The 25241-nt window shown below is 31.6% G+C and carries 25 protein-coding genes; 14 read left to right on the top strand and 11 right to left on the bottom strand.

Annotated features, from left to right (window positions below):
• The 12 genes from dapA (at position 1) to ACZ451_RS17680 (ending at position 11959) form a co-directional block, all read left to right on the top strand.
• A complete protein-coding gene (gene dapA / locus ACZ451_RS17735; RefSeq protein ID WP_464214747.1) occupies positions 1–891 on the top strand; it encodes a 4-hydroxy-tetrahydrodipicolinate synthase in 891 nt (296 codons plus the stop codon).
• 133 nt (positions 892–1024) lie between these two features.
• A complete protein-coding gene (locus tag ACZ451_RS17730; RefSeq protein ID WP_464214746.1) occupies positions 1025–1834 on the top strand; it encodes an outer membrane protein assembly factor BamD in 810 nt (269 codons plus the stop codon).
• A 12-nt stretch (positions 1835–1846) separates the two neighbouring features.
• The gene (locus ACZ451_RS17725; protein WP_464214745.1) at positions 1847–2179 is read left to right on the top strand and encodes a DNA-directed RNA polymerase subunit omega; all 333 of its coding nucleotides are present in this window, start codon (positions 1847–1849) and stop codon (positions 2177–2179) included.
• 4 nt (positions 2180–2183) lie between these two features.
• The gene (coaBC, locus tag ACZ451_RS17720; protein ID WP_464214744.1) at positions 2184–3392 is read left to right on the top strand and encodes a bifunctional phosphopantothenoylcysteine decarboxylase/phosphopantothenate--cysteine ligase CoaBC; all 1209 of its coding nucleotides are present in this window, start codon (positions 2184–2186) and stop codon (positions 3390–3392) included.
• Positions 3385–4284, top strand: a complete 900-nt coding sequence (porD, locus tag ACZ451_RS17715; protein WP_464214743.1) for a type IX secretion system protein PorD — start codon at positions 3385–3387, stop codon at positions 4282–4284. Before coaBC ends, porD begins: the two co-directional genes overlap by 8 nt.
• A gap of 119 nt (positions 4285–4403) precedes the next feature.
• Complete coding sequence (gene recN / locus ACZ451_RS17710; RefSeq protein WP_464214742.1) at positions 4404–6056, top strand: DNA repair protein RecN; 1653 nt, start codon at positions 4404–4406, stop codon at positions 6054–6056.
• Between the two features lie 75 nt (positions 6057–6131).
• On the top strand, positions 6132–6947 hold the full coding sequence (locus tag ACZ451_RS17705) for an enoyl-ACP reductase FabI (RefSeq protein ID WP_464214741.1): 816 nt from the start codon (positions 6132–6134) through the stop codon (positions 6945–6947).
• Positions 6948–7012: 65 nt separating this feature from the next.
• Complete coding sequence (locus tag ACZ451_RS17700) at positions 7013–8020, top strand: glycosyltransferase family 2 protein (RefSeq protein WP_464214740.1); 1008 nt, start codon at positions 7013–7015, stop codon at positions 8018–8020.
• Positions 8021–8025: 5 nt separating this feature from the next.
• Positions 8026–8985 (top strand): YbbR-like domain-containing protein, encoded by a 960-nt coding sequence (locus ACZ451_RS17695; RefSeq protein WP_464214739.1) that lies wholly within the window; start codon positions 8026–8028, stop codon positions 8983–8985.
• The gene (coaE, locus tag ACZ451_RS17690) at positions 8985–9578 is read left to right on the top strand and encodes a dephospho-CoA kinase (RefSeq protein WP_464214738.1); all 594 of its coding nucleotides are present in this window, start codon (positions 8985–8987) and stop codon (positions 9576–9578) included. Before ACZ451_RS17695 ends, coaE begins: the two co-directional genes overlap by 1 nt.
• Positions 9579–9649: 71 nt before the next feature.
• On the top strand, positions 9650–11236 hold the full coding sequence (locus ACZ451_RS17685) for a sensor histidine kinase (RefSeq protein WP_464214737.1): 1587 nt from the start codon (positions 9650–9652) through the stop codon (positions 11234–11236).
• Between the two features lie 6 nt (positions 11237–11242).
• Complete coding sequence (locus tag ACZ451_RS17680) at positions 11243–11959, top strand: response regulator transcription factor (RefSeq protein WP_464214736.1); 717 nt, start codon at positions 11243–11245, stop codon at positions 11957–11959.
• A 68-nt stretch (positions 11960–12027) separates the two neighbouring features.
• Here ACZ451_RS17680 and ACZ451_RS17675 read toward each other — a convergent pair whose 3' ends face one another.
• From ACZ451_RS17675 to ACZ451_RS17640, 8 genes are all read right to left on the bottom strand, one after another.
• Positions 12028–13416 carry a GntP family permease gene (locus tag ACZ451_RS17675; RefSeq protein ID WP_464214735.1) on the bottom strand — a complete coding sequence of 463 codons (1389 nt, stop codon included), beginning with the start codon at positions 13414–13416 and terminating at the stop codon, positions 12028–12030.
• Positions 13416–13904: a gluconokinase gene (locus ACZ451_RS17670; RefSeq protein ID WP_464214734.1), complete on the bottom strand. Its 489-nt coding sequence runs from the start codon at positions 13902–13904 to the stop codon at positions 13416–13418. Before ACZ451_RS17670 ends, ACZ451_RS17675 begins: the two co-directional genes overlap by 1 nt.
• Positions 13901–14803, bottom strand: coding sequence for a tRNA (adenosine(37)-N6)-dimethylallyltransferase MiaA (gene miaA, locus ACZ451_RS17665; RefSeq protein ID WP_464214733.1), 903 nt, complete (start codon positions 14801–14803; stop codon positions 13901–13903). The genes ACZ451_RS17670 and miaA overlap by 4 nt, the downstream gene beginning before the upstream one ends.
• On the bottom strand, positions 14803–15648 hold the full coding sequence (locus ACZ451_RS17660) for an ion transporter (protein WP_464214732.1): 846 nt from the start codon (positions 15646–15648) through the stop codon (positions 14803–14805). The genes miaA and ACZ451_RS17660 overlap by 1 nt, the downstream gene beginning before the upstream one ends.
• Positions 15649–15746: 98 nt before the next feature.
• Entirely contained in the window at positions 15747–17114 is a 1368-nt protein-coding gene (locus ACZ451_RS17655; RefSeq protein WP_464214731.1) for an exonuclease domain-containing protein, read from the bottom strand.
• A 177-nt stretch (positions 17115–17291) separates the two neighbouring features.
• Positions 17292–17942, bottom strand: coding sequence for a YggS family pyridoxal phosphate-dependent enzyme (locus ACZ451_RS17650; protein WP_464214730.1), 651 nt, complete (start codon positions 17940–17942; stop codon positions 17292–17294).
• Between the two features lie 93 nt (positions 17943–18035).
• Positions 18036–18926, bottom strand: coding sequence for a 3-hydroxybutyryl-CoA dehydrogenase (locus tag ACZ451_RS17645; protein ID WP_464214729.1), 891 nt, complete (start codon positions 18924–18926; stop codon positions 18036–18038).
• Between the two features lie 30 nt (positions 18927–18956).
• On the bottom strand, positions 18957–19916 hold the full coding sequence (locus ACZ451_RS17640) for a Gfo/Idh/MocA family protein (protein ID WP_464214728.1): 960 nt from the start codon (positions 19914–19916) through the stop codon (positions 18957–18959).
• 172 nt (positions 19917–20088) lie between these two features.
• Here ACZ451_RS17640 and ACZ451_RS17635 point away from each other — a divergent pair, with 172 nt between their 5' ends.
• Positions 20089–20730, top strand: a complete 642-nt coding sequence (locus tag ACZ451_RS17635) for a protein-L-isoaspartate(D-aspartate) O-methyltransferase (RefSeq protein WP_464214727.1) — start codon at positions 20089–20091, stop codon at positions 20728–20730.
• An 11-nt stretch (positions 20731–20741) separates the two neighbouring features.
• On the opposite strand, the gene smpB is transcribed toward ACZ451_RS17635, so the two are convergent.
• Together smpB and ACZ451_RS17625 are read right to left on the bottom strand one after the other, a co-directional pair.
• Positions 20742–21203: an SsrA-binding protein SmpB gene (gene smpB, locus ACZ451_RS17630; protein ID WP_464216940.1), complete on the bottom strand. Its 462-nt coding sequence runs from the start codon at positions 21201–21203 to the stop codon at positions 20742–20744.
• A 321-nt stretch (positions 21204–21524) separates the two neighbouring features.
• The gene (locus tag ACZ451_RS17625) at positions 21525–22052 is read right to left on the bottom strand and encodes a SixA phosphatase family protein (protein ID WP_464214726.1); all 528 of its coding nucleotides are present in this window, start codon (positions 22050–22052) and stop codon (positions 21525–21527) included.
• Between the two features lie 284 nt (positions 22053–22336).
• Here ACZ451_RS17625 and ACZ451_RS17620 point away from each other — a divergent pair, with 284 nt between their 5' ends.
• The gene (locus ACZ451_RS17620; protein ID WP_464214725.1) at positions 22337–24370 is read left to right on the top strand and encodes a transketolase family protein; all 2034 of its coding nucleotides are present in this window, start codon (positions 22337–22339) and stop codon (positions 24368–24370) included.
• Between the two features lie 91 nt (positions 24371–24461).
• Here ACZ451_RS17620 and ACZ451_RS17615 read toward each other — a convergent pair whose 3' ends face one another.
• Complete coding sequence (locus tag ACZ451_RS17615; protein ID WP_464214724.1) at positions 24462–25082, bottom strand: hypothetical protein; 621 nt, start codon at positions 25080–25082, stop codon at positions 24462–24464.
• Positions 25083–25241: the final 159 nt, after the last annotated feature.

Here is a 25241-nt window from a genome sequence, read left to right as displayed (position 1 = left end):
ATGAAAGAATTGCGTGGTACAGGAGTTGCACTAATAACTCCTTTTAAAGAAGATTTATCTGTAGATGTATTAGCACTACAACGTGTTGTTGAATATAATATAACTAATGGTACCGATTATTTGGTAGTACTAGGTACAACAGCAGAAACAGCTACACTGACCCCCTCAGAGAAAAAAATTGTGGTTGATACTGTAGTGAAAACAAATGCTGGAAGATTACCATTAGTTATAGGAGTTGGTGGTAATAATACAGCCTTAGTAGTAGAAGAACTAAAGAATATTGATTTAGCTGAGTTTACTGCTATTTTGTCTGTTTCTCCATATTACAATAAGCCTACACAAGAAGGAATATACCAGCATTTTAAGGCAATAGCTGCTGTTTCTCCAAAACCAATTATTGTATATAATGTTCCAAGTAGAACAGGAAGTAATATGCTGGCAGAAACCACTTTACGTTTAGCTCATGATTTTAAAAATATAGTAGCTATAAAGGAAGCTTGTGGTGATATGGCTCAGATTGCGGCTATTCTTAAAGACAAGCCTACAGATTTTCTGTTAATTTCTGGAGATGATATAACAGCTTTGCCTACGGTATTAGCAGGAGGAGCAGGAGTTATATCAGTGATAGGTCAAGGATTACCTTCAGAATTTTCTAGAATGATTAGTTTAGGAATTCAAAAAGAAATCGGAAAAGCATATGAAATGCATCATGCTCTAGAAGAGGGTATGAATCTTATTTTTGAAGAAGGAAATCCTGCAGGAATTAAGACCATTTTTGAAGTGTTACAAATTGCTAATGCTACAGTTCGCTTGCCTCTAATGGAAGCAACACCGCAATTAAAATCAAAAATTAAATCGTTTGTACAACAAGCTACTCAAGTATTGGCATAGCCATTTATTAATTACATAACGTTAAATCTAAGCTAAATTACTTTGTATACGACTATAGGCTATCTATTTTAGTATGCTAAAAATGTTTTTTATATCCAGTAAGAATCCTTAATTTTGCAGAATGTTTAAAAATATGCGATCTTTTTTTAGTTTGCTTTTAATAGTTATAGCTTTAAGTTCTTGTAGTGAATACCAAAAAGTACTCAAGGAAACGGACATTAAAGCTAAATATGAGATGGCGGAGAATCTTTATAATGAAAAAGATTATAAACGATCTAACCGGCTTTTTGCTCAAATAGCACCTAAGTATATTGGCAAGCCACAGGGAGAAAGAGTGTTATTTTTTCTTGGAGACACCTATTATAAAATAAAAGATTACAACTTTTCTAGTTATCAATTTGAACGTTTTATAAAATCATACCCAAAAAGTGATAAAGCACAAGAAGCAAGTTTTTTAGAAGCTAAAAGTTATTATTTACTCTCTCCAAAATACAGTAGAGACCAAACAGATACAGATAAGGCGCTTACTAAATTACAAGGATTTATAAATATATATCCTACCTCTGAGTTTTTGCCTGAAGCCAATAAAATGGCACAGGAATTAACGGCTACCAAGGAAAAGAAAGCTTTTGAAATAGCTAAACAGTTTAATAAGTTAGGTGAATTCAATTATCCTTTATTGGTTTCTTCAATAACGTCTTTAGATAATTTTATTTTAGATAATCCAGGTTCTAAATTTAAAGAAGAAGCACTATTTGTTAAAATGCAGGCAACAACAAGTTTAGCACTAAATAGTACTGAATTTAGAAAGAAACAAAGATTGCAGAATGCTAAAGATGCATATGCAACATTGAAAAAGTTTTTTCCACAAACAACATTTGAAAAGAAGGCAAATGATTTATTAGAAAAAATTGATAAAGAATTACAAAACTATTCCAAATAAAATATTTTCAGAATGAATATGAATGATTTAAAAAATTCAAAAGCAGCTGTTTCAACGGTTACAATCAACAAAAATGAGTTTGATGCTCCAACAGGAAATATTTATGAAGCAATCTCTATTGCTTCTAAAAGAGCCATCCAAATTAACTCAGAAATTAAAAAAGAGTTATTGGAAAAGCTTGAAGAATTTGCTACGTATAGCGATAGTCTTGAGGAAGTTTTTGAAAATAAGGAACAAATAGAAGTTTCAAAATTTTACGAAAAATTACCAAAACCGCATGCTCTAGCTGTGGAAGAATGGTTACAAGATAAAATATACCATAGGAATACAGCGAAAGACTTGTAAAGGAATGTTGAGCGGAAAAAATATCCTTTTAGGAATTACTGGAGGTATTGCTGCTTATAAAACTACCTTTTTGGTTAGATTACTTATTAAAGCTGGTGCTACTGTTAAAGTTATTTTAACAGAGAGTGCCAGCTCTTTTGTTTCTCCACTTACATTAGCTACCTTATCTAAAAATGCAGTGTTGTCTTCTTTTGTAAATGAAGAAACTTCAGGAGAAATTTCATGGAACAATCATGTAGAATTAGGACTTTGGGCGGATGTTATGTTAGTAGCGCCAGCAACAGCAAATACCTTATCCAAAATGGCTAATGGTACATGCGATAGTCTTTTGCTAGCTGCTTATTTGTCTGCAAAATGCCCTGTTTTTTTTGCTCCAGCTATGGATTTAGATATGTATGTACATCCCAGTTCTAAAAAATCCTTTGATACGCTACAATCTTACGGTAATATAATGATACCAGCTGCTTCAGGAGAATTAGCAAGTGGCTTACATGGTGAGGGTAGGATGGCAGAACCAGAAACAATAGTAGGATTTCTAGAAGCATATTTTTCTGAAAATTTACCATTAATAGGTAAAAAAGTATTAATTACAGCCGGACCTACTTACGAAGCAATAGATCCCGTTCGTTTTATAGGAAATCACTCCTCTGGTTTAATGGGTTTTGAATTGGCTAAAGTAGCGGCAAATCTAGGAGCTGAAGTTTTTCTAATATCTGGCCCATCGCATTTAGATGTCCATCATAATCGTATAAGGCTTGTACGTGTAGTATCTGCAGATGAAATGTATGATGCGGTACATAAGTTTTATAAAGAAATAGATGTAGCAATAGCGGCTGCTGCGGTTGCAGATTATAAACCAAAAATAAAAGCTGATCAGAAAATAAAGAAGAATGATAGCGAAATGGTAATCTCTTTAGTTAAAAATAAAGATATATTGCTTTCTATGGGAGAACAAAAACAAAAGCAATTTTTGGTTGGCTTTGCTTTGGAAACTCAAAATGAAGTGGTGAACGCTAAAGGAAAATTAAAGAAAAAGAATTTAGACGTAATTGTTTTAAATTCGTTAAATGATTCCGGAGCAGGTTTTGGAAAGAAAACCAATAAAATATCTTTTATAGATAAGAATTTGGAGATAAAAACGTTTGAACTTAAAACCAAAGCAGAAGTTGCTGAGGATATTTTTAGTGAAATTATAAACCGTATAGATGCGTAGATTTGTTTTAATATTGGTATTGTTTGCTCTTCCTATAATTATGTTTGCACAAGAACTTAATGCAACATTTACGGTAAATGCAGATCAAGTAAGTCAAACCAATCAGCAAATTTTTAAAACCTTAGAAACTTCGCTAAGCGAATTTGTAAATAAAACCAAATGGACAAATAGAAAATTTGAGAAGGAAGAACAATTAAATGCTCGGTTTTTTATTACAGTTACAGAATTTGAGAACAATAGATTTATTGCTAACCTTCAAATTCAATCTTCAAGACCAGTTTACAATACCTCTTATGAAAGTTCTGTTTTTAGTTTTAAAGACGATAAATTTAATTTTGAATATACAGAATTTCAACCGCTAATTTTTAATGAAACTAATTTTACTTCTAATCTAGTAGGTGTTATTTCATACTATGTCTATATTATACTTGGTATAGATGCCGATACATTTGAATTAGAAGGTGGAACAGAATATTTTAAAAAAGCGCAGAATATAGTAACACAAGCGCAGGGGAGTAATGCTGCAGGTTGGAGTCAAGATGTACAAGGTAACGGGAGGCGTTCTCGTTTTGATTTAGTTGATAATTTACTTTCTAATACTTTTAGAGAATACAGAGTAGTTATGTATAACTACCATAGAAAAGGACTAGATATATTAGCCGATAATAATAGTACTGGAAAACAAGTTATTTCTGGTACAATGCGTTTGTTAGATATATTGCAAAAAAGACGACCAGGCGCTTTTTTGATCAGAATATTTTTTGATGCAAAATCTGAAGAAATTTCAAATATTTTTTCTGATGGACCCAAAGTTGATGTGGTGAAATTAAAAGAAATATTAAATCGTGTTGCTCCTTTTTATTCCAGTACTTGGGCTTCAATAAAGTTTTAGTACAAAATAGTTATATCACTAAAGGTTTTTTAGGCTTATAAATACGTGTAATTTTTGGATTATTACATGTTATATCTTAACAGATATAACTTATATTTACAGCAATAATACACAATACATTGCTGAGTACACTTTCCATACAGAATTATGCATTAATAGACCATTTAAATGTGTCTTTTACGAATGGTTTTACTATCATAACAGGTGAAACTGGTGCAGGTAAATCCATACTATTAGGTGGTCTCGGTTTGGTTTTAGGAAAGCGTGCCGATTTAACTTCCTTAAGAGATCAAACTAAAAAGTGTGTTATAGAAGCTTCTTTTGAAATTGGAAAATATCAATTAGAAGATTTTTTTGAAAAAAACGATTTAGATTTTGAAGTGCATACCATCATCAGAAGAGAGATTTTACCTAGTGGAAAATCTAGAGCTTTTGTAAATGATTCCCCAGTTACTTTAGCAGTATTAAGTAATTTAGGGAATAACTTAATCGATATTCACTCGCAGCACCAGACTTTACAATTAGCAGATAATGATTTTCAGCTTAAAGTAATTGATGCTCTAGCCGATAACGAACGTTATCTTTTAAATTTCAGGAAGGGCTTAGCCCTATACCTAAAAACAGAAAAAGAGTTAGCAGCACTTCTGGATTTTCAAGAGAATGCAACCAAAGAGCATGATTATAATAGTTTTTTATTAAAAGAATTGGAAAATGCTCCTTTAAAAGACGGGATTATTCAAGAATTAGAAGAGCAGTATGAGCAACTGAATAATGCTGAAACCATTATAGAACATCTAGCAAAAGGGCATGCTTTATTAAATGCAGAGCAAATAGGAATTATTTCCGCGATGACCGAATTTAAATCACTTACAGCTAAATTAGCAGGGTATGGTACATCTTACACAGGTTTAAATGAACGAGTACAATCTGCATTTATAGAATTAGATGATATAGCTACAGAATTAGAGCAAATGCAAGAAAATGCAGATACTAATCCTGAATTATTAGAAGAAATAAACGGAAAATTACAATTGTTATATGATTTACAAAAAAAGCATCATGCTAGTGATATAAGTGAATTAATAGCAGTTAAAGACGCATTATCAGAAAAAGTAAGTGTTACAGAAAACCTTGAAGAAACTATTAAAGAGAAACAAGGGGCGTTAGCTACTCAAGAAAGTGGTTTAAATAGTTTAGCAGAAACTTTATTAAATAGAAGGAAAAAAGTAATACCACTCCTTCAAAAACAGTTAGGAGAAAGTTTGATGCAATTAGGAATGGCCAGTGCAACATTTAAAATAGAACTCAATGCAACAACATCTTTTCATAAAAACGGGAAAGATGAACTTATATTTCTTTTCTCAGCCAATAAAGGGGCTAATTATGGTGACCTTAAAAAAGTGGCTTCTGGTGGAGAGTTATCTCGTATTATGTTGACCATAAAATCTATTTTAGCAGAATATGAGCAGTTGCCTACTATGATGTTTGATGAAATTGATACTGGTGTCTCTGGAGAGATTTCTAACAAAATGGGCGATATTATGAAGGCAATGAGTTCAACCATGCAAGTTTTTTCCATTACACACTTACCTCAAGTAGCAGCTAAAGGAGCACAGCATTTTAAAGTATATAAAGAAGAAGTTGGTAAAGAGACGCATACAAGAATGAAAAAATTAGGGGAAGATGAACGAATTGCTGAGCTTGCAGAAATGCTAGGGGGTAAAGACTTGTCTGATTCTGCTTTAGCACATGCTAAACAGTTGCTAAGCTGAGTATAAATTATAGCTACATTACACTTTTTTTAAATATCTTTGAAGCTTCAATAAAACGAAAATAAAGTACACAAAATGTCATACAACCTATTAAAAGGAAAAAGAGGAATTATTTTTGGCGCTTTGGATGAAAATTCAATCGCTTGGAAAACTGCAGAGCGTGTTCATGAAGAAGGCGGAAAATTTGTTTTAACAAATGCACCTATAGCAATGCGAATGGGACAGATAAAAGCTTTAGCAGAAAAAACAGGTTCAGAAATTATTCCAGCAGATGCTACTAGCGAAGAAGATTTAAATAATTTAGTAGCGCAAGCAACAGAAATTCTTGGTGGTAAATTAGATTTTGTTTTACACTCCATAGGAATGTCTGTAAATGTAAGAAAAGGACGTGCTTACACCGATGAGAAATATGATTTTACAACCAAAGGTTGGGACGTTTCTGCACTTTCTTTTCATAAAGTAATGCAAAGTTTATACAAAGCCGATGCTATGAACGAGTGGGGTAGTATCGTAGCACTCACCTACATGGCAGCACAACGAACTTTTCCAGATTATAATGATATGGCAGACAATAAAGCCTATCTAGAATCTATAGCACGTAGTTTTGGATATTTTTATGGAAAAGAGAAAAAAGTAAGGGTTAATACAATCTCACAATCTCCCACGCCAACAACTGCTGGGCAAGGAGTTAAAGGTTTTGATGGTTTTATAAGCTATGCAGAAAAAATGTCCCCATTAGGCAATGCAACTGCACAAGATTGTGCTGATTATACCATTTCTTTGTTTTCTGATTTAACCAAAAAAGTTACTATGCAGAATCTTTTCCATGATGGAGGTTTTTCTAATACTGGTGTAAGCCAAGAAGTTATAGAAAGGTTTACAGAAGAATAACAATTTAATACAAAATAGAGAGCCATTCGCATTGTCGAGTGGCTTTTATGTTTATAGCTATAACAATGAATTTATTTTTTTCTTTTATAGTTCCTGTATATAATAGGCCTAATGAAATAGATGAGCTTTTACAAAGTTTATTAGAACAAACGTATACAAAAGCCTATGAAATTGTAATTATAGAAGATGGTTCTACAATAAGTTCAAAAGAAGTAATAGCCATATATCAAGAACAATTACCAATAACATATTTAGAAAAAACAAATTCTGGCCCAGGAGATTCTAGAAATTATGGCATGAAACATGCTAAAGGAAACTATTTTGTAGTTTTAGATTCTGACTGTATACTACCTCCAAACTATTTATTGGAGGCATCGGAAGCATTAGAAAAAGAGTATGTAGATTGTTATGGAGGACCCGATGCTGCGCATGCATCATTTTCTAAAGTGCAAAAAGCTATTAATTATGCGATGACTTCGCTATTAACCACGGGAGGCATACGGGGTAATAAGAAAGCTGTAGATAAATTTCAGCCAAGAAGTTTTAATATGGGAATATCTAAAATTGCTTTTGAAGCTACTGGTGGATATGGAAATATTCACCCAGGAGAAGATCCGGATTTAACCATCCGTATTTGGAATAATGGCTATAAAACAAAATTACTACCAAATGCTTTTGTGTATCATAAACGGAGAATAGATTGGAATAAATTTTATATTCAAGTCAATAAATTTGGTATGGTACGGCCTATTTTAAATAAATGGCATCCAGAAACAAAGAAAATAACCTATTGGTTTCCAACACTATTTTGTTTGTTTTTTTTAGTGTCAATACTTCTTTTTGTATTGGGCTTTGGATTTCCATTGTACCTATATGCTTTGTATTTTTGTTTAATTTTTATTGATTCATTGCTAAAAAATAATAATTTGGGTATAGCACTGTTATCTATAGTAGCGGTTTGTATACAATTTATAGGCTATGGCTATGGTTTTTTAAAAGCAACTTTAACACTTAATTTTAGTAAAAATAGAGCTGAAGACTTATTTCCTAAATTGTTTTTTAAAACAAAATAATAAGCATGATTAAAAAAATTAAAAATGGACTAAATAAACGCAAAGTAAAAATCTTTGTTGTATTTCTGTTTTGTTCTGCTTTAGCTTGGCTTATTAGTAATTTATCTGAAACCTATACTGGCAATACGGTTTTTGATTTAAAATATAAAAATATTCCAGATAGTTTACTTTTTGTAAAAGCTTCTAAAGAAACTTTAGAGGTAAAATTAAAAGCGAGTGGTTTTGCTTTTTTAAGTTATAATTTTCAAAATAAAGAAGTAGTTATAGATGTTTCTAAGGCGTTACAAAAAGGGGAATTATATTATATTCCTAAAAATGCATACGAAGTTCAAATAGAAAAGCAATTACCTAATGCAATGAGTTTAGAAGGTATTTATGAAAAAGAAGATCTTATCTTAGAGCTGTATCAATTACACACTAAAAAAATTCCTGTAGTTCACCAGTTAAAAATAGATTTGGGACAAAATTACCTTTTAGATAAACCTGTAAAAGTAGTTCCAGATAGTATTGTTATTAATGGACCTAAAAAAGAAATTGAGACTATAAAACAGATAAGTACAGAAAATAAAAGTTTAGAAGAAGTTTCATCCAATTTTTCTGAAAAATTAATGATAGCTATTCCAGAAAAATTAAAAAACACCTCTTTCAATACGAAATTTGTTCAAGTTTCAGGAAAAGTATTGCGTTTTTCAGAGAAAATAGTGAATGTGCCAGTAACTGTAAATAATCTACCAGAAAATTATACGATAAAAGTATTTCCTGATGAAGTCCCTATTTTGTGTAAAGGGACATTAGAAAACTTAAAAAAGCTAAAACCAACAGACTTTAAAATTGTGGCTAATTATTTAGATGTAGCAAATACAGAAGGAGAGACCATTCCTCTAAGTATAAAAACAAGTCCAGAAGAATTGCATAGCACACAATTATTAGAGATAGAAGTCACCTATATTTTAAATAGAAAATAATGGTTGTAGGGTTAACGGGTGGTATAGGAAGTGGAAAGACAACAGTAGCTAAAATGTTCTTAGATCTAGGCGTACCCGTGTTTAATTCCGATAAAGCTGCAAAGCATTTAATGCAAGAATCTAACGATTTACAAATAAAAATAAAAGAGTTGTTAGGTAGCAACTCATATTCAGACAATGAACTTAACAAAGCATATATTGCTTCGATAATTTTTAAAAACCCAGAAAAACTTAAAAAGTTAAACAAAATTGTTCATCCAGCCGTTAGAGCTTATTTTTTACAATGGAAAAAAGAACAAAAATTTCCTTACGTAATTCAGGAAACAGCAATTATTTTTGAAAATTCTTTAGAGGAAAATTATGATAAAATTATTTTAGTTACTGCTCCAGAAGAAATTCGTATAAATAGAGTAATATCTAGGGATAACGTAACTTATGAAGCTGTAATGTCTCGCATTAAAAATCAATGGCCTGATGCTAAAAAAGCAGAAAAGTCCGATTTTATTATCGAAAATATTGATTTAATATCAACATTACCTGAGGTGTTGAAAATACATAATGATATTATAATTTCCATTAAGAATCTTCTTTAATTTTAACATTTTTGTTAAGTTTAGGTTAAACACGTTAACATATATTTTTTTAATATTTAAATTTACCCCTAATGAATAAGCGGTTATTTTTTTTCTTAGTCGTTTTAATGAGTATTTCCCTTATTGGGATCATTTTTGTACAAGCGTATTGGATTAAACAATCGGTAGAAGACAAAGAGGAGCAGTTTGCAAATACGGTTACTGAGATACTGGTTAAAGTTACTGAAAATGTTGAAGATAGGGAGGTTGCAGAATATACAGAAGAATTTCTTAAATTAAATGATACTGTAAAAAGCCAATCAAACAAATCTAATATAATCAAAAGTTTGTTTTTTTATGAGCGTGATTTAAATTCTAATGAGATTAAATACTATTCTCATGGAATCTTAGAAGAAAACTACAGCTTATCATCATCGTTCTTTGACAATGGTATTGATACTGATACCACAACTTTTAAAAATTATACTAGTACTAGAACTGAAAAGATTTTTAAGGAAGAGTATGGTTTAGATGGTAAGTCTTATACACTTACACCGCTTCAAAAAATTGAAAAAATAGGAGGCTTATCAGCTACAGATAAATTACTTTATGAAGACGTTTTTAAAGAAAAAGCAAAATCACGGCCTATACATACAAGAGTTTCTAAAAAAGAGATTGACCTATTATTAAGTCAAGAGCTTAAAAATAGAAATATAGATACAGAATATGAATATGGCATTTATAGCAAAGGGCTTCCAACCAAAATAAAGTCCAAGAAATTTAAATTTGCAAAAAGCACGTTTTTTAAGTATCCAATTTTTAAAGATGTAGAAGGGGAAAGTAATTTTTCGTTGTTAATTACATTCCCTAAAAAGAAACGATACTTAATTGGTGAAATTTTACCAATGGCAATTCTTTCATTGTTATTTACATTAATAATTGTGTTAGCATATTCTAGTGCAATCTATCAGTTAATACGACAAAAGCAGATTTCAGAAATAAAATCTGATTTTATAAATAACATGACGCATGAATTTAAAACGCCTATTGCTACTATAAATCTTGCGGTAGAAGCTATTAGAAACCCAAAAACAATTGAAGATAAAGAAAAAGTGCAGCGCTACCTTACAATGATTAAAGAAGAGAATAAACGAATGCACTCTCAAGTAGAAAATGTATTGAGAATTTCTAAATTAGAAAAGAATCAACTAGATATTAGTAAGGATAGGGTTGACGTTCACGACATAATAAATGATGCTTTAACTCATATAGAATTAATTGTGGCAGATAGGGGCGGATATGTGAATTTAAATTTAAAAGCAGAACAATCTGAAGTATTGGCAAATGATATGCATTTTACAAATGTGCTTACTAATATTTTAGACAATGGAATTAAATATTCTCCAGATGCGCCCAATTTAGAGGTGCATACAGAGAAAGTAGAAAATGATATCATTATAAAAATTAAAGACCAAGGTGCTGGTATGAGCAAAACGGTTTTAAAGAAAGTTTTTGAAAAATTTTATAGAGAACATACAGGGAATATACATAATGTTAAGGGACATGGTTTAGGCTTAGCTTATGTAAAAAAAATAGTAGATGATCACCAAGGTGAAGTTTATGCAGAAAGTGAAAAAGGAAAGGGAAGCACTTTTTATATAAAATTACCTTTAATATAATTTAATATGGAGACAATAAATAAGAAAATACTTTTAGTAGAAGATGATCCTAATTTTGGAATAGTTTTAAAAGACTATTTATCAATGAACAATTTTGATGTTGTTCTTGCCAAGAATGGCATGGAAGGTTTTGAAAAGTTTAAAAAAGACAATTATGACATTTGTATTTTAGATGTTATGATGCCTTACAAAGATGGCTTTACACTCGCTAAAGAAATAAGAGAAAAGAACGAAAATGTTCCTATCGTATTTTTAACAGCAAAAACAATGAAAGAAGATGTCTTAAAAGGATACAAAGCTGGAGCAGACGATTATTTAAATAAACCTTTTGATTCTGAAGTGCTTTTAATGAAGCTTAAAGCAATTCTTCAAAGAAAAGCATCAAGTACTTTAGCAGATAGCCGAAAGTTTGAGTTTGTTATAGGTAATTTTAGTTTAAACTCTAAATTACGTTTCTTAAAGTTTAGAGAAGAAGAAGCTATTAAATTATCTCCAAAAGAAAATGAGTTATTGCGTTTATTAGCATTACATGAAAACGATTTGATGCCAAGAGAATTAGCATTAACTAAAATATGGAGAGATGATAATTATTTTACATCTAGAAGTATGGATGTTTATATTGCAAAACTTCGAAAATATCTAAAGATGGATGATAGCGTGGAAATATTAAATATTCACGGTGAAGGATTTAGGTTAGTGGTTAAAAATGAAGTGGTAGAATAGTTTAAAATATAAATCTCCATAGATAAAAAAAGCCATCTGTTTTCCCTCAACAGATGGTTTACTTGCTTTTATAGGAAGAAATTAATAATGCTAACAGTTATAAATCCTGTAAATGCTAGTATGGTTGTCATTATAGTCCAAGATTTAAAAGTTTGTTTTTCTGTAATTCCTAAGTATTGGCCAACTAACCAAAACCCACTATCGTTTACATGAGAAAAAATACTAGCGCCAGAAGCTACGGCAATAACAATGCAAGCTAATTTAGCATTGTTTAATTCTGCATGAACTAAAAGAGGTGCTATTAAACTTGCAGCAGTTATCATGGCAACTGTTGAAGAACCCTGAATAATACGTACAATAGCCGCACTAATAAAAGCAAAAGCTAAAATAGGAAAACCAGCATCACTTAAGGAGTTTGCTAAAAGCTCACCTGCACCTGTATTGGTTAATGTTTGTTTAAAAACACCACCAGCACCAGTTAATAATATTATGGTTCCTGTTGTTTCAAAGGATTTACTGCTGATTGTAAATAATTTGTCTTTAGAAAACCCTCTGCGAATTCCAAAAAAATACCAAGCTAAAATATTAGCGATAATTAAAGCAACAAAGGGATGCCCTACAAGTGCAATACTATTTTTAAAAGTTTCGTTATCAAAAAACAATAGAAAACGATCTAGACTGCTAAGATTTTCTATATGTTTAGAATCAATAGTAAATATTCCGCTAGAAAAAAATGTATTTAATAATATTAAGACAATTGGTACTGCAATAATTCCTAAGGTTAATCCAATATTTGGTAAAACAAGATCTTCATTTTTTTCATTTTTGCTAGGAGCTTCTATATGAATTTTTTTTGCTATATATTTTCCAAATACTAATCCACTTACCAAAGCTGTTGGAATACCAACGATAAACCCTATTAGAATTACCCATCCCAATTCTGCTCTAATAATTTTTGCAACAGCTATAGGACCTGGGGTTGGAGGTATAAATGCATGTGTAATGGCCAAACCTGCTAATAATGGAATGGCATATAATAAAAGCGACTTTTTTGTTTTTCGCTGTAAAGCATAAATCATAGGGACTAAAATGATGAAAGCAACATCAAAAAAAACAGGAATTGCGATTAAGAATCCTGAGATTACCATTGCAATAGGAGCATTTTTAAGCCCAAATTTGGCAACCATAAAATTGGCAATGGCTTTAGCTCCACCAGAATATTCTAAAATGGCTCCAAACATGGCACCTAAACCAACTACAGTAGCAACAAAACCTAATGTACCCCCCATTCCATCTTGTACAGTGGCTATAATTTCAGTAGCATTTAACCCTGCTATAAGACCAACAGTAATACTTGCTATTAATAAAGCTATAAAAGCATTTATTTTTAATTTAAGGATTAAAAAGAGGAGTATGCTTATACCTCCCACAACTGCTATAATTAGTTGGTGCTCCATTATTGTATTTGTTTTAAAACGCTATGTATAATCTCTTCTGGAGTATTTGTAATGGGTACTGTAATAGCATCATTTGGTACTTCTAAGGTGTCAAATTGTGACTGTAATAATTCTGGAGGCATAAAATGGTTTTTTCTGCTGTTTAATCTGTTTAAAATTAAATTAAAGTCACCTTCTAAAAATATAAATTTTACTTTTGGAATATCTAGAGATAAGCTTATCCTATATTTTTCTTTTAAAGCAGAGCAAGCTATAACTGCCCCAGTGGTACTAGATTCTTTGGCTAAATCATTCAAGCGTTCTAGCCATCCTTTTCTGTCGTTATCATTTAAAGGCATTCCAGTAACCATTTTATCAATATTTTCTTGTGGATGGTAATCATCACCATCATAAAATGGACTAGCAACTGCTTTTGCCAATAGTTTTCCTATGGTACTTTTTCCTGTTCCGGAAACTCCCATGACATAAAATATGGTAGTATCATTCATAATAAGGCATCAATTTTAGAAAGTGTACTTTTTTCATCATCATTAAAACCTACCCATACTATAGTTTTATTTTTTTTAAACCAAGTAAGTTGCCTTTTTGCAAACCTTCTAGTATTCTTTTTAATTTCAGATAGCGCAAAATCTAGCGTAAAAGTTCCATCAAAATAAGAAAATAACTCTCTATACCCAACAGTTTGTAAGGCGTTTAGGTTTTTATGTTTTTCTAGTGCTTTGGCTTCTTCAACTAAACCTTCCGAAACCATGATATCTACTCTTTGGTTGATGCGATCGTAGATGATCTTCCTCTCAGCATCAATCCCTACAGAAATAAGATTAAAACCTCTTGCTTTTTTTGGCTGATTTAAAAAAAATGAATAGGGTTTACCAGTACCAATACAGACTTCTAATGCTCGGATAAGCCTATGTGGGTTCTCTAAATCTACTTTTTTATGGTATTCTGGGTCTAATGCTTCTAGCTGCTTTTGTAAGGGGGTAATCCCTTCTTTCTTTAAAGTTGTATTTAATTGTAATCGTATTTCTGATGCAACCTCAGGAAAATGGTCTAAGCCTTTAGTTACCGCATCAATATAGAGTCCACTCCCGCCAACCATCACTACAATAGCATGTTTTTGAAACAATTGCTCTAATAATTGTATGGCATCACGTTCAAAATCGCCAACAGAATAGGGTTCTAAAATACTTTTATGTTGAATAAAATGATGGGGAATTGTAGCAAGTTCTTCTTTTGATGGCACCGCAGTACCAATAGTCATTTCTTGAAAAAACTGCCTAGAATCTGCTGAAATGATTTCGGTATTGTAGTATTTTGCAATATTTATTGCCAATTTTGTTTTACCAATTGCAGTTGGACCAACAACAGAAATTAGTGTTTTTTTCATTATAAAATTCCTCCACAATTATAACAATGCTTTGCATTATCTCTATGTCCTTCAGCAGAACAATCTGGACAAGACTGCGTATTTGTATGAACAAAATTTGTGTTATTTTTCTTTTTTCCTTTTGCATTTTTAGCAAACTCTGTGGTAACGATACCTGTTGGAACTGCGATAATGCCGTAACCTAAAACCATAATTATGGTAGCAATAAATTGTCCCCAATGCGTTTGTGGTGCAATATCTCCATAACCCACAGTAGTGAGGGTAACAATAGTCCAATAAATACTTCTAGGAATACTCGTAAAACCAGTTTCATCACTTTCTATATAATACATTACTGTACCCATTATAACAGATAGGATAAGCACAACATATATAAAAACTGCTATTTTGGCTCTACTAGCCTTTAATGCCCTAGTTAATTCAGAAGCTTCCCCAATAAACTTCACTAATTTTAATATCCTAAATACGCGTAGTAACCTAAGGGCTCTAACGGCTAAGAATATTTGCGAACCAGCAAAAAAGTAGGAAATATAAAGTGGAATCGTAGATATAAAATCGATAATACCATAAAAGCTAAAGATATATTTAAATGGTTTTTTAATACTAATAATTCTGGCAATATACTCTATAGAAAAAAAGATCGTCACAATCCATTCAAAAGCATATAGGATATCATGATATGCAGCATCTATCTCTTTTACACTTTCTAACATTACTAAAATAACACTGATAATGATGAGTACAAATAATGTAATATCAAACGATTTACCTAAAGGAGTGTCTGCCTCATAAATAATTTCATGAAGCTTACTTTTCCAGTTTCTTTGTGTTTTTTTAGTTTCCAATTTTTACTTGATAATCGAGATTTAAATGCTTCGACGCTTGCGTCGAAATCAATGTGAATTCTTCCTTTTAATACCTCTTGGACTTGCCCCGAGCTTAGTTATTCAATAAGTGGTATAATTTTTTGCACACGTCGCTTTCTTAAATAATTGTCTATAATATGATTGGTATTTGCATTACCATCCATAGGAGTAATTATGGTTTCTAAGATATGCAAATTATTTATTTGGTGGTTTAAATCGCAATAACCTAGACCCTTAAAAATACCATTTTTAATTAGAATAACACTGCGTTCTCCTATTTCTCTTCCTCTATCTAAAATAACCATGTTTTTATCTACTAGGCTATATTTTTCAATTGCTTTGCTAACTCTTGCATTGTAATTTGTTACCTCCTCTTTTGCTATGCATGCACCAAAACATATACCCTCATCATATTTAGAACAATTATTTTTTGCAGCAGACAAGCCGTTTATTTTATCACATAATTGAAATTCTTTAGAGACAGCATGTAAGAAATTTTCAGCAGAAATTATGCTATTAAAAGTAGTTACTCTGTTGGTGTCCTCATTTAATTTCTGCGCTCTTAATTGCGTATATCCATTTTTATTTGTTGATGCATACACTCCAAAAGAAAAAAACTTTCTTCTATTATGGCGATTAAATTTAGGTTTATTACGCATTAATTCCTCATTTTCTTTTAATAAGGCAATAAGCTGATTTCCCGTTTTTTCATGACTGACACTCCTTGTTTCTTTTTGCAATTTTTTTGCTTTAGTTCCATTCGTAGTAAAATGTTTGTTTACCCTCTTTTTAATATTACTGCTTTCTCCCAAAAAAATAATTTCAGCTTCTTTATTGTGCATATAATACACACCCGTTTCAGATGGTAAACTATCAACCATATCTAATTGCCTAGATGATAATTCCCCTAAAGTTTCTGCTTTAATTACCGTTTTTATAATATTCTTATCTACATCTTTAGACAGTAATAGTTTAAATAATTTTAGGGTAGCTAAGGCATCACCATTTGCTCTATGCCGATCACTAACAGGAATGCCTAAAGATCTTACCAATTTACCTAAGCTATATGATTCTGCATCTGGGATAAGTTTTTGAGATAATTCTACAGTGCAAAGTGTTTTACGTTCAAAATTATATCCCAAACGTCTGTATTCTGTTCGTAAAATACGATAATCAAATTGGGCATTGTGGGCAATAAGCACACAATTTTCTGTAATTTCTATAATACGTTTTGCTACTTCATGAAACTTAGGAGCTGTTCGTAACATTTTATTGTTTATCCCGGTAAGCTTTACAACAAAAGGTTGAATATCTTTTTCAGGATTTATAAGACTTATAAATTTGTCTACTACTGTATGCCCATCAAATTTATGAATTGCAATTTCAGTAATGCCTTCTTCATTAAATTTTCCTCCAGTAGTTTCAATATCTAATACTGCATACATATATTTTAGAATAATCTAAATAATCTTTTCATAATGATTATTTTAATATTTTTAAGACATTACAAGAACCATATTAAACAAATGCTATTTTTTAAATCTCTATTTATCTAAATAAAAAAGTATTACTATATACTTTCATTTTATATGTATTCAACACAAATATAAGGATTACCAATTTTATCGACTCCCAAAAATACTGCTTCCAATGCGTACCATAGTACTTCCTTCTTCAATAGCTATTTTATAATCGCCACTCATTCCCATAGATAAAGTGTGTAAGTCTGGTATCTTTTTTTGGGTGAGATCAAAAAGGTTTTTTAAATTTTTAAATTCTTTTCGAATCTGAAGTTCGTCATCTGTAAAAGTAGCCATTCCCATGAGTCCAACTATTTTTATGTTTTCTAGTTGGTTAAATTCTTCGGAGCGTATTAAAGTATTTAATTCTTCAGCATTTAAACCAAATTTTGTAGTTTCTTCAGCAATATGTATTTGTAACAAACAGTCTATAATTCTTTCATGCTTTTTGGCTTGTTTGTTAATCTCTTTTAGAAGTTTAAAGCTGTCAACACCATGCACTAGAGAAACATATCCACCCATATACTTTACCTTATTGGTCTGTACATGCCCAATCATATGCCATTGTATGTCTTTTGGTAATGTTTCCCATTTTTGGGTCATTTCCTGAATTTTATTCTCCCCAAAGATGCGCTGACCTGCATCATAAGCTTCTTGTAAATCAGAAATAGGCTTTGTTTTAGATACCGCAACAAGTGTTACATGTTCTGGGATAGTTACTTTTATGTTTGCTAAATTTTCTTTAATAGACATGAAAATAGGTTATCAGGTGATGAGCGAAGTTCGGTTATTAGGGGTATAAATTAGCATAAACTTACAAACCAGTGAAGCGAATAGACTCATAAACTATATTTTAAATTGAGATGAAACCTTTTCTGCTTTTCTAGATTCCGAATAATCATAAAAACCTTCTCCAGATTTTACGCCTAATTTATTTGCCATAACCATATTTACTAATAGTGGGCAAGGCGCATATTTAGGGTTTTTAAATCCATTGTACATTACATTTAAAATAGACAAGCATACATCTAAACCTATAAAATCTGCTAATTGCAATGGCCCCATAGGGTGTGCCATCCCTAATTTCATAACTGTATCTATTTCGACAACTCCAGCAACACCATTATATAAGGTTTCTATAGCTTCGTTTAGCATTGGCATTAAAATACGGTTAGCAACAAAACCAGGATAGTCATTCACCTCAGTAGGCGTTTTACCCAATTTTTCAGATAATTCCATAATCGTTTTTGTAGTCTCATCAGAGGTACTGTAACCTCTAATAATTTCAACCAGTTTCATAATAGGAACTGGGTTCATAAAATGCATCCCAATAACTTTATCTGCTCTTTTAGTAGCTGCTGCTATTTGAGTGATAGAAATAGAAGATGTATTGGAGGCTAGTATGGTATCAGCACTACAAATAGCATCTAATTCTGTAAATATTTTAAGTTTTAAATCAATATTTTCTGTAGCGGCTTCAACTACCAAATGCGTGTCTTTTACACCTTCACTTAAAACAGTGAACGTACTAATATTTTGTAGGGTTATCGCTTTTTCTTCCTCAGTTATTTTTTCTTTAGATAGCATTCTATCTAAATTTTTAGTGATGGTTGCTATACCTTTATCTAAAGAGGCTTGGGAGATATCTATAAGATGTACTTTATACTTATTTTGTGCAAATACATGAGCAATTCCATTCCCCATTGTTCCTGCACCTATAACAGCAATATTTTTCATTCTTTTAAATAGTTTAAAATTTATAAATAGTTAAAAGCATTTTATAATTTGTAGTGCCACACGTAATGCATTGGTTCCTTGTGTTAAACTTACAATAGGAACGGTATCATTAGCTATGGCATCAGCAAATGTTTCTAACTCATCCAAAATGGCATTATTGTTTTCTATAGTAGGGTTTTCAAAGTAGATTTGTTTCTTATCACCTTCTGCATTTTGTAAAACCATATCAAAATCGCCTACTACTTCAGGGGCGTCTTTCATTTTTACGACTTCTACTTTTTTCTCCAGAAAATCTACAGAGATATAGGCATCTTTCTGAAAAAACCTAGATTTACGCATGTTTTTTAGTGAAATTCTACTAGCAGTTAAGTTGGCTACGCATCCATTTGTAAACTCAATCCTTGCATTTGCAATATCTGGTGAATTACTAATTACAGATACACCACTTGCATTTATTTGTTTTATATCGGCATCTACAACACTTAAAATTGCATCAATATCATGGATCATTAAATCTAAAACAACAGGGACGTCTGTTCCTCTGGGATTAAATTCTGCCAACCGATGTGTTTCTATAAACATTGGGTTTTTAATGGTATCCTTTACTCCTATAAATGCTGGGTTAAAACGTTCTACATGTCCAACTTGACCTTTTACATTGTATTTTTTTTCTAAAAGGATTAATTCTTCAGCCTCTTCTATGGTATTGGTAATAGGTTTCTCTATAAAGATATGCTTTCCTTTTTCCATAGCTTTTTTAGCACAATCAAAATGAGAAAGGGTAGGCGTAACGATGTCAATTACATCTACGGCAGCTATTAGGGTATTGATATTGTCAAAATAGGTATAGCCAAATTCGTCGGCAACTTTTTTACTTCGTATGGCATCGGGGTCATGAAAACCTACAAGGGTATATTTTTCGGACTGATTTAACAATCGTAAATGTATTTTTCCTAAATGGCCAGCTCCTAAAACTCCTACTTTAAGCATAAAAAAATATTTTTTCAAAAATAAACATACTTTAAAAGTTTATCGCTTAAAGCTCATTTATTTTGTGTAATTTTTAAGTTTGTTAGGATAGACTTTAGCTTTTAAGCTTTCTAGTTTGTAATTTGATAGATTAGAAGCTAACTTTACATTCCAAATTAAAACCAAACCCCTTTTGAAAGATACTCTTAAACATAGTGGTATGCGTAATAAATTAGCTAAAATACTTTTGGCTAAAGGTATTACAGATGCTAAAGTATTAGATGCTATAAAAAAAATTCCACGTCATTTATTTTTAGATAGTAGTTTTGAAGCGCATGCTTACCAAGATAAAGCATTTCCAATAGGGGCAGACCAAACCATTTCTCAGCCCTATACAGTTGCTTTTCAAACGCAACTTTTGGCTTTACAGCCTAATGCTAATATTTTAGAAATAGGAACGGGTAGTGGTTACCAGACAGCTGTTCTTTTACATTTAAAGGCTAAAGTATATACTATAGAAAGACAACGAGAATTATTTAAAAAAACACAGTTGTTCTTTTCTAAAATGGGCTATAGGCCTAAGAAAGCTATTTTTGGAGATGGCTATAAAGGTTTACCAGAAGAAGCACCTTTTGATGGCATTATTGTTACTGCAGGTGCTCCAAGAGTCCCAAAGCCTTTATTGGCACAATTAAAAGTTGGTGGTAAATTGGTAATACCAGTAGGTGTAGACGAACAAATTATGACACTGTTTATACGAAAATCTGAAAAGGAATTTGAAAAGAAAGAATTTGGTTCTTTTCGTTTTGTGCCAATGTTAGAGGATAAGAATTAGCATTTATTTCTTTAACTATTAAAATTCTTCTTAATTCTATCAAGACTTTTCTTATTATCTCTATCTTTTATCGTTTCACGCTTATCGTAGAGCTTTTTACCTTTAGCTAAAGCGATGTTTAGTTTAGCAAGCCCTTTTTCGTTTAAGAAAAGGTTTAAAGCAATAATAGTAAGGCCTGTATTACGTACTTCTCTACGCCATTTTTTTAATTCTCTACGGTTTAGAAGAAGTTTACGTGCGGCTTTTGGTTTGTGATTAAAAAGATTACCGTGTGAGTATTCATCAACTTGCATGTTTATCACAAACAATTCATCTGCATCATTAAACTCGCAAAAACTTTCAGAAATAGAAGCTTTTCCAAGTCGTATTGATTTTATTTCTGTTCCAGATAATACAATACCAGCAGTTAAGGTATCTAATAACTCATAATCAAAACGAGCTCTTTTATTTTTTATATTGATTTTCTTCTGTATCACGATGCAAAAGTATGGAAAAAGTTATTGCTTTTTATGTCAAGAATCTCTCCAATTGTTTTTGAATAGATAGTTCCGTTATTGACTTGAATAAAAAGAGTAAAGTTGGATAGAAATAATTTTAATTGTAAAAAACGTTTCAAAACTTAAATAACCTCATAAAAGTTTATACGCTTGCTGGTTTATAAGTTTATGCGCTGCACGCTAGTTTATATGTTTAAGAAAAAAGTTATGAGTTTATGAGCTGCGCGCTAGTTTATATGTTTATAAAAATATAAATTTTAGAAACCAGAAACCAGAAACCAGAAACCAGAAACTAATTTAGTCCATATTCAAATGGATGTCTGTAACTGCTCCATCAATAATACGAACAATAAAAAGACTTCCATTATCATAATCGTCCATTTGTTGGTATTTTTCTTCTCCAATCATTTTATTTACAAAATCTGGAGTAGTATTGCTATGGCCCACCACTAAAACATTTTCACCTTCATGATTGGCTTTAAATGCTTCTACATCTACTGTACTAGGATCATATTCTCTTACTACAATATCTTTATTTACGGCTAGTGGTGCAGCTGTCATATTAGTGCGTTCATAGTTAGTACTATATATAGCGTTTATGGGTATATTAGTTAATACCTTTTCCCATCGCATAGCACGCCCTAATCCATCTTGATTTAGTTCTGGGTCTGGGTTTTCAGGATCACTTCTATCTTTTTCTGCATGTCTAATAAAATAGAAGGTAGAAACCACAGGGTCTAGCGCTACTTCTTCAGTAGGAACATCATCTTTACAACTTGTAAAAACAACTAGAAATAAAATAGGTATTAATCTGAAAGCTTTCATTTTGTATTTGTTTAAGGTTTTTAGATTGCTTATTTCTATTTACAATAACTAAATATAGTATAAAAAAGTATGTAGATATGGTTTTGGAGTGTAGTTTTCGTAAAATTTGAATTTCCAAACAGCTTTCTTTTATTTTGTTATCTTTTCATAAGCGTAAACAAAAGCATAAAAATAGGTTGCAGATAGCAAGAAAGGTAATTATCTTGCGGGCATTAAAATTAATATTTTAAACCCTATAAATAATACAATACTATTTATAGTTTAAATAGCAGAAAACAAGTAAAATGAACAAAAAAATAGATCAATCAGCAGCAGACAATATTAGGGCTTTATCCATTGCAATGGTAGAAAAAGCAAGTTCTGGACATCCAGGAGGACCAATGGGTGGAGGAGACTTTATGCATATTCTCTATTCAGAGTTTTTTAATTATGACCCTTCTGATATGGAATGGCCATTCCGCGATCGTTTTTTTATGGATGCAGGGCATTTATCGCCTTTAATGTATGCACAGTATTACTTATTAGGTAATTTTTCTAAAGCTGATGTTCAGAATTTTAGACAATGGGGTTCTGTAACACCAGGGCATCCAGAAGTTGATGTAAAAAGAGGAATAGAAAATACTTCTGGCCCATTAGGTCAAGGGCATACTATGGGTGTTGGAGCAGCAATTGCGGCTAAGTTTTTACAGGCTAGGTTTGGAGATTGGATGAATCATAAGATATATGGTTTTATTTCTGATGGTGGTGTTCAAGAAGAAATATCTCAAGGTGCTGGTAGAATTGCAGGACATTTAGGTTTAAGCAATTTTATTATGTTTTACGATTCTAATGATGTACAATTATCTACAAAAACAGATGAGGTAACTTCTGAAGATACTGCTAAAAAATATGAAGCTTGGGGATGGAAGGTAGTGACTATAGATGGTCATGACCATGAAGAGATTAGAAAAGCATTAAAAGATGCTAATGCAGAAACAGAACAACCTACCTTAATTATTGGTAAAACCATTATGGGTAAAGGTTGTGTTGCGGCTGATGGTTCTATGTACGAGGGGCATACCGAATTACATGGTAAACCTATAGGAGATACTGGAGCCGATTATACTAAAACACTACTTAATCTAGGGGCAAATCTAGAAGATGAGTTTGCTATTTATGATGAGGTTGCTAGTGAGTATAAAACAATTATAGAAAGAAAAGTAGCGCAAGCTAAAGCTAAAAAAGCGGAAATAGCAAGCTGGAGAACAGCTAATACTGCTTTAGCAACAAAATTAGATAGTTTCTTATCAGGAGAATTACCAGAATTAGATTTCTCATCTATAGAAAATAAAGAAGGTTTAGCAACTAGAGCTGCATCTTCTACCGTATTAGGGTATTTAGCAGGGAAAGTAGAAAATATGATTGTTTCTTCTGCCGATTTATCGAATAGTGACAAAACGGATGGCTTCTTAAAGAAAACAACTTCTTTACAAAAAGGAGATTTTAGTGGTTCTTTCTTACAGTCTGGAGTTGCAGAATTAACAATGGCTTGTATGGCAAACGGTATGGCATTGCACGGAGGTGTTATCCCAGTAGTGGCTACGTTTTTTGTTTTTTCTGATTATATGAAACCAGCCATACGATTAAGTGCTATTCAAGAATTACCAGTAAATTATGTATGGACGCATGATGCCTTTAGAGTAGGAGAAGATGGGCCTACACACCAGCCTATAGAACAAGAAGCGCAAATACGTTTATTAGAAAAATTAAAAAACCATAGTGGTGATGCTAGTTTTATAGCATACAGGCCTGCAGATTCTGCGGAGACTGTTGTTGCGTGGGAAATGGCATTACGGAATAATAAAGTGCCCTCAGGTTTAATACTTTCTAGACAAGGTATTAAAGATATCCCTGCACAAGGAGACTCTAGATATAGCGAAGCCTTAGCGGCTAAAAAGGGTGGCTATTTGGTGAAAGAAGTTGCTAACCCAGATGTGGTTTTATTAGCAAATGGTTCTGAAGTAGCTACGCTAGTAGAAGCTGCGGCATTATTAGAAGAGAAAAAAGGCTTAAAAGTAAATATTGCATCTGTTATTTCAGAAGGATTGTTTAGGCAACAACCTAAATCGTATCAAGATAGTGTAATAGCACCAGGAAAACCAGTTTTTGGACTTACCGCGGGATTACCTGTAAATTTAGAGGCTTTAGTAGGAGCAGAAGGGAAAGTATTTGGATTAGACCATTTTGGATACTCAGCCCCTGCCAAAGTATTAGATGATAAATTTGGATTTACTGGTCCTAAAGTATACGAACAAGTTTTAGCTTACTTAGGAAAATAAATTTTAAAATAGAATGATTAAAAAAGCCAATATAACCTAAGTTGTATTGGCTTTTTAGTATTGTGTATATCATAAAAATATTTCTGCACAATTATAAATTAATATCTATAGTCCCTGAAGTTAAGTTTAAAATAGCATTATCCATTGATTGTACAGGTCCAGATAACGTTCCTTCAATTTTATTAGCATTATTAATTGTTATTGAAGAAGTAAAAGTACCTACAACATTTGAAGTAGGAGTATAGTTTTTAGATATTATATGTATTGTGAAATCAGAGATAATATCGACACCTGTTTCTCCTTCTTGTACATTAAAAGAAATCCAATCATCAGATAAATTATTTTCTGCTCTAATACTTATAGTAGTGCCATTCGATTGAATAGTTATATTTTTATCAAAACTTGTAGGTAATGTTCCTATTCTTACGTTAATTGAACCTTGCAATATTGTATTAGAACAATCACCTAGACTATCTATTAATAATTGTAATGTACCTAATTCATCACCACAAGAGGATATTTGATTATTTAATGCAGTTTTGTATGCATTACACAATTCTTCTGAATTAGTATTGTTATAATCAGTTGCAGCATTTGCGGTTGCTACTTCTAAATCAGAACAATTACTGTCATCATTACTTTCACTACAACCAATGATTAAACTATTTATACATAAAGAGAATACTATAATTATTATTATTTGCTTTTTCATTTTTATCATTTAATTATAGTGTATAACGATCAATATAAATCTATATTGTTTAAAAATTTAAATATAATAGTAATTATTCTATATTGAAATTAATAGAGTTTAAATAAAATGACTGAAACTAAAATAAAGTAATTAAAACTTTATAAAAATGTAGTAAAA

The organism is Allocellulophaga tsushimaensis, assembly GCF_055383085.1.
The sequence above is the reverse complement of the archived record's forward strand: the minus strand, read 5'-3'. Positions and strand labels throughout refer to the sequence as shown.